The organism is Promicromonospora kroppenstedtii DSM 19349 (genome assembly GCF_000515355.1).
GTDB lineage: Bacteria > Actinomycetota > Actinomycetes > Actinomycetales > Cellulomonadaceae > Promicromonospora > Promicromonospora kroppenstedtii.
Genome location: NZ_KI911742.1, coordinates 40973 through 46723, shown reverse-complemented (window position 1 = coordinate 46723; position 5751 = coordinate 40973). Strand labels below are relative to the sequence as shown.

Here is a 5751-nt window from a genome sequence, read left to right as displayed (position 1 = left end):
GCGGGGAGGCCCACCCCGCCCGTGGCGCGGCCGCCGTCAGCGGTCCGCGCCCTCCAGCGAGCCCGTCACGGGCTGCTCCGACTCGACCACGCACAGGATGCGCCGGTCGCCCTCGGCCCAGCTCTCCTCCGACGGCGCGATCGGCCAGTAGAGCAGCTCGGACCGGGCCCACTGCAGTCCCACGTACTTTGTGAACTGCGGGTAGCAGAAGGCGTCGGCGGCGTCCCACAGCGCCTGCTGCGTGGGGGCCTCGCCGTCCTTCGCGAGGCTGTCCTCCGCCGTCGTCTCCGCGTAGATCTCGCCGCCGTGCGCGGTCGTGCAGGGCACCACCGGGATCCGGTACAGCGTGGTCTGGCCCGACGTCGCGGCGGTGTCGATGCAGTCGCCCACCTGCAGGTCGGGGATCTCGGCCCCGGCGGTCGCCGCGGTGTCCGCGTCCGGCGTCGGCTCCTCGGACGGCGCGACCTGCCCGCCGGCCTCCTGCGTCGGCAGCGGCTCCAGGCCGTCGGCCGGGTCCTCGGCGTAGGGGTCCGCATACGGGTCCGTCGTCGCGTACGGGTCGAGGGTCGGGCTCGGGGACGACGTCGGCGCGGTGAGCGCGGGTCCGTCGTCGGGCAGCGTGATGCCGAGCGGGCCCGCCAGGGCCGGCGGCACGAACGACTTCGCGGTCGAGACCAGCCCGGGCGGCAGCGACGACGCGTAGGTCGGGGCCGCCGCGACCGCGATCCACAGGCCGACGACGGCGAGCACGCCTACGGTGACCGCGCCGAGGGAGAAGTCGAGGGTACGCACCGACGACTTCTTCGCGCGGCGCACGTTGCCCGTGCCGTTGGCCTCGGCGGTGCGCATCGAGTGCACGAGCGCGGGGATCGCGAGCGGCCAGAAGAGCAGGAACGCCGCGACCACCCAGCCGGTGCGGGTCGGGTAGGGGAGCTCGTTCGGGTCGGCGCCCTCGTCGTCGTCCGGTACGTCGGCGGGAGCGGGCTCGTCGCCGACGGCGTCCTCGTCCGTATCGTCGCCGGCCGGCCCGTCCACCGGGGTCTCGACCGGGTCGGTCGCCGTCGCCTCGGCCTCCGTCTGCCCGGCCGATCCGGTCGCTGTCTCCTTCTTCTCGCCGGCCGGTTCCGTCACCTGCGGATCCGTGCCGTCGGGCTTGCTGGCGGCGCGGGGGTTCTGCGTGGTGTCGGCCATGATGCGGGATCGTAGCGGGGGGAGGTTTCGAGGTGGAAGACGGGCACTGTTCCCTACCGGCTCCCGAGCCGACCGGTCAGGGCGGTGTCGGACTCGACGAGGCACGCGATCCGCCGGTCCATCCCGCGCCAGTCCCACGCGTCCGGAGCCATGTGCCAGTGGTGCAGCCCCGACCGCTCCACCGGAGCCGCGGTCTGGTCCTCGAGCTCGGCGCGGCAGACCTCGTCGGCGTAGTCCGCCATCCACGCGTCGCCCGGGTAGTCCGGATAGCTGCCGTCCTCGTTCTTGGTCAGCGCCTTGTCGGCCACGTACGTGATGTCGTACACCTCGCCGCCGTGCGGCTCGTCGCACGGCACGACCGCGACGGTCCGCACCACGTCGGTCAGGTCGTCGGTGAGGTAGCAGTCGCCCTCGCGCAGCTCCCACACGCTGGTCCCGTCGGCCGGACCCGACCCGGCGCCGTCGTCGGCGGCGTAGCTCGTCCCCGACTCCGTCTTGTCGGGCTGCGACTCGGCCCAGAAGGCCAGCGCGAAGAGCCCCACCATGGTCGCGACCAGCGTTGCGCAGGCGAGCACGATCGCGAACACGAGGGCGGCGATCCCGACCCTGCGTGCCTTCGCTCCCTCCGTGGTGGCCTGCCCGCGGTCGCCCGCGGCCAGGGCCGCCGTCGCGCGCTGGGTGTGCGGGTAGGCCGCGATGCCGAACGGCCACCAGCTCAGCAGTGCGACCACGGTCCAGCCCGCTCCGGTGGACGGCTCGGCCACGTGCCGGAGTGCCGGCAGAGGTGTGGCCGGGCCGGGCACGCGGTTGCCGGTGCGCAGCGGGAGCGGGGCGTACGGGTCCGGAACGTGGGGCGAGCGGGTCTCGTGCTGCTGTGGCGGCGTGGTCGCCGGCCCGCCCGGCGGTACCAGCGGCGGCAGGTCGTGGTTGCTCATCAGCTGCCCTTCAGTTCGAAGACCTGCGGGTGTGCCGAGAACTCACCTTCGACGGGGTACAGCGCCTCGATGAAGCACACGCTCGTGCGGTCGCCCGCCAGCCAGTCCTCCTGGGTGGGCTGGAAGGACCACACGGGGGAGCTGTCCACGGCTGCTCGCCCCGAGTAGGACTCGTACCGGGACCAGCAGTCGTACCAGAAGTCGTCCTCGAGGGCCGCGGTGCCGGGAAACTCCGTCTGCTGGTGATCGACCACGTCGATCACCAGCCCGTCGTGCAGCCGGCTGCAGGGGATGACGTCGATACCCGCCCAGGACGAGTCCCAGTCAGGTGACATGAAGCAGTCGCCGGTCTGCAGGTCGAGCGGGTCCACCGAGATCGGCTCCCGCTCCGGCGCCGCGGGCGTGCGGTACGACTCGGCGACCGGTGCCGCCGCCTCCGTCCTGAGGCCGGCCTGGTCGAGGATGCCCGGCCCGTGGTGCAGGCCGAGCACGACGAGCGTGACGTCGACCGCGAGGGCGAGCGCCGTCCAGATCGAGCCGATCAGCACCCCGAGCCGGGCGCGGCTGCGTGCGGTCTCCCCCTCCCGGGTGGCGGTCGTGGTGTCGCCGGCGCCGACGGCGCGCGCCGCCCGGTTGGCGGCGAGCACGGCGGCGAGCGCGAGCGGCCAGAAGAGGATCGCGCAGGCGGTGATCCAGCCACGGTGCAGGGGCACCCGAGGAGCTGGTGCGGGGATGGTCACCGCTGATCTCTATCAGGTGATTCGCCGCCGCCCGGGTGGCGTGATCGTTTCGTAAGCCGACTTCACCCGCGGGCCCGCCGGGCACGCGACATCGTGCCCGCACGACGCCGGGGCCGCACCTCCCCTACGGAAGGTGCGGCCCCGGCGTCGTGCGGGTGCGGCGAGCGGTCAGGCCTTCTCGTCGCTCTTCTTCTCCGGCTCGGCGGCCGGCTCTGCCTCGGCGGCCTTCTCCGCGGGCTCCTCCGTGGCGGCGGACGCGGGGACGGCGGCGACCGGGGCGGGCTCCTCGGCGACGACCACGACCGTGGTCGCCTCGTCGTCGTCCTCCTCGTCGATCTCGTCGAGCTCGAGCTCCTCGGGCTCGACGGAGGCGAAGGCACGGTAGAACAGCGCGGCGAGCGCGGCGCCGACCAGCGGGGCCAGCCAGAACAGCCAGAGCTGACGGCCGGAGCCGTCGCCGCCCCAGTCGTTCGCGAACAGCGCGGCGGCGGTCGAACGGGCCGGGTTCATGCCGGCGTTGGTGACGAACCACGACACCAGGGTCAGGGCGGCGATGGCGCTGCCCACTGCGACCGGGGCGTAGGCGATGCGGCTGCGGCGGTCGTTGACGCCCAGGTACACGCCCACGAGGATCGCCGAGATGATGACCTCGACCAGGAGCGCCGGCAGCCAGTCGAACTGGGCCTGGCCCTGCGTCTGCAGGTAGAGCGGGGAGTGCGTCGCGAAGCCGTTGACGGCGGCGTCGAAGGCGTCGGGGGTGTTCTCCTTGCCGAGCAGCGCGAGCAGCGGCTGCGGGACGGTCGCGAACAGCACGGCGGCGGCCAGGATCGCGCCCACGAGCTGCGCGCCCCAGTAGCTGAACATGGCGCTGACCGTGATGCGGCCGCTGAGCCAGGAGCCCAGCGAGATCGCCGGGTTGAAGTGCGCACCCGAGACGCGGCCGACGGTCGCGGCACCCGCGATGTAGGCGAAGGCCCCGCCGAGGGCCACGCCGAGCCCACCCACCGTGTTCAGCGGGCTGTAGACGAGCACACCCACGATCACGAGCGTCAGCAGGAACGTGCCGAAGGTCTCGGCGAGCAGGCGGGAGAGCAGGCTGGGCGACCGCTCCTCGACCTCGGTGACGCCGCTGGTCGCGGCGAGGTCCTGGGACATGAAGTCTGTTCCTTTCAGTGGCACACCTTCTCGGTGCGCGTCATGGCGGCGTGCAGTGCGATGTCGCGCACATCCTGCCATTACCCGCCTGGGCAAAACCTGAATACGCGCGGGTATTTTCTTCACCGTACTCGGGTGCCGGTACCAGGCAAGACACAGATCGGCTCAGGGGCTGGGCGAGGCGGGCCGGTCGATGCAAGAGTGGGGTCATGACTGAACCCGTGAATGTCACCGTCACCGGAGCCGCTGGCCAGATCGGGTATGCGCTCCTCTTTCGCATAGCTGCGGGCGAGATGCTCGGCGCGGACACGCCAGTACGGCTCCGACTCCTCGAGATCCCGCAGGCCGTCGGGGCCGCGGAGGGCACAGCCATGGAGCTCGACGACTGCGCCTTCCCGAACCTGGCCGGCGTCGACATCTTCGACGACCCGGTCAAGGCGTTCGACGGCGTCAACGTCGCCCTGCTCGTCGGCGCCCGCCCGCGCGGCGCCGGGATGGAGCGCGCCGACCTGCTCGAGGCCAACGGCGGCATCTTCGGCCCCCAGGGCCGGGCGATCAACGACGGCGCATCCGACGACGTCCGCGTGCTCGTGGTCGGCAACCCCGCCAACACCAACGCGCTCATCGCGGCCTCGAACGCCCCCGACGTGCCGGCCACGCGGTTCACCGCGATGACCCGCCTGGACCACAACCGGGCGCTCTCGCAGGTCGCGGCCAAGACCGGGACCCCGGTGTCCGAGATCAGGCGGCTCACCATCTGGGGCAACCACTCGGCCTCCCAGTACCCCGACCTGTTCCGCGCCGAGGTCGGCGGCCGCCCCGGCGCCGACGTCGCGGGCGACACGGCCTGGCTCACCGACGACTTCATCCCGACCGTCGCCAAGCGCGGCGCCGCGATCATCCAGGCGCGCGGGGCGTCGTCGGCGGCGTCGGCGGCCAACGCGGCGATCGCGCACGTGCGCGACTGGACGCACGGCACCCCCGAGGGCGACTGGACCTCCGCCGGTATCTGGTCCTCCGGCGAGTACGGCGTGCCCGAGGGGCTCGTCTCGTCGTTCCCCGTGACGTCCGACGGCACGGGGGAGTGGAAGATCGTCGAGGGCCTTGACATCGACGAGTTCTCCCGCGGCCGGATCGACGCCAGCGTGGCGGAGCTCGCCGAGGAGCGCGACGCGGTCCGGGCGCTCGGTCTGATCTGACCCGGCCCGTCAGCCCGCCCACGACCGACGAAGGGGGACGCCGCGTGCTCGGCCGCGCTTTCGGATGGTTCTGGGCGGGCGAGGCCGTGTCCGAGCTGGGCACGTACGTCACGACCGTCGCGCTCCAGGTGCTCGTCGTCGTCACGCTCGGGGCGAGCGCCACCGAGCTGGGCGTCGTCAACGCGGCCCGCTGGGTTCCGTACCTCGTCCTCGGCCTGTTCCTGGGCGCGGTGGTGGACCGCTGGCGGCGCCGGCCGCTCCTGGTCACCACCGACCTGATCCGGGGGCTCCTGCTCGGTTCGGTGCCCCTGCTCTGGTGGGCCGGGGCGCTGGACATTCCCGTGCTCGCCGGGTTGATGGCGGTGCTCGGCCTGGCCTCGCTGCTCAACGACGCCGCGTCGCAGTCGTTCGTACCCCGCCTCGTACCCCGCGGTTCCCTGGTCCGCGCCAACGCCCGGCTCGACCAGACGGGCGCCGTCGCCCAGGCGTCCGGGCCGGCTGTCGGCGGCGCGCTGACGACGGCGCTCGGCG

The 5751-nt window shown here is 73.0% G+C and carries 6 protein-coding genes; 2 read left to right on the top strand and 4 right to left on the bottom strand.

The genetic code is table 11. The features are described from left to right. Window positions 1-36: 36 nt before the first annotated feature. The 4 genes from PROKR_RS30985 to PROKR_RS23830 form a co-directional block, all read right to left on the bottom strand. Window positions 37-1191 (bottom strand): septum formation family protein, encoded by a 1155-nt coding sequence (locus PROKR_RS30985; RefSeq protein ID WP_051433293.1) that lies wholly within the window; start codon window positions 1189-1191, stop codon window positions 37-39. 53 nt (window positions 1192-1244) lie between these two features. Further along, window positions 1245-2126 (bottom strand): septum formation family protein, encoded by an 882-nt coding sequence (locus PROKR_RS23840; protein WP_036968543.1) that lies wholly within the window; start codon window positions 2124-2126, stop codon window positions 1245-1247. Next, window positions 2126-2866, bottom strand: a complete 741-nt coding sequence (locus tag PROKR_RS23835; RefSeq protein ID WP_157602607.1) for a septum formation family protein — start codon at window positions 2864-2866, stop codon at window positions 2126-2128. The genes PROKR_RS23840 and PROKR_RS23835 overlap by 1 nt, the downstream gene beginning before the upstream one ends. A 168-nt stretch (window positions 2867-3034) precedes the next feature. Further along, complete coding sequence (locus tag PROKR_RS23830; protein ID WP_051433292.1) at window positions 3035-4021, bottom strand: MIP/aquaporin family protein; 987 nt, start codon at window positions 4019-4021, stop codon at window positions 3035-3037. A gap of 209 nt (window positions 4022-4230) precedes the next feature. Here PROKR_RS23830 and PROKR_RS23825 point away from each other — a divergent pair, with 209 nt between their 5' ends. Continuing rightward, on the top strand, window positions 4231-5220 hold the full coding sequence (locus tag PROKR_RS23825; RefSeq protein WP_036968537.1) for a malate dehydrogenase: 990 nt from the start codon (window positions 4231-4233) through the stop codon (window positions 5218-5220). Between the two features lie 44 nt (window positions 5221-5264). Beyond that, a partial coding sequence (locus PROKR_RS23820; protein WP_036968534.1) for an MFS transporter occupies window positions 5265-5751 on the top strand: 487 nt, incomplete at its 3' end.

Coding starts and splice junctions, on each gene's coding strand:
- PROKR_RS23825 (WP_036968537.1), top strand. CDS start 4,231: ATGACTGAACCCGTGAATGTCACCGTCACCGGAGCCGCTGGCCAGATC.
- PROKR_RS23840 (WP_036968543.1), bottom strand. CDS start 2,126: ATGAGCAACCACGACCTGCCGCCGCTGGTACCGCCGGGCGGGCCGGCG.
- PROKR_RS23830 (WP_051433292.1), bottom strand. CDS start 4,021: ATGTCCCAGGACCTCGCCGCGACCAGCGGCGTCACCGAGGTCGAGGAG.
- PROKR_RS30985 (WP_051433293.1), bottom strand. CDS start 1,191: ATGGCCGACACCACGCAGAACCCCCGCGCCGCCAGCAAGCCCGACGGC.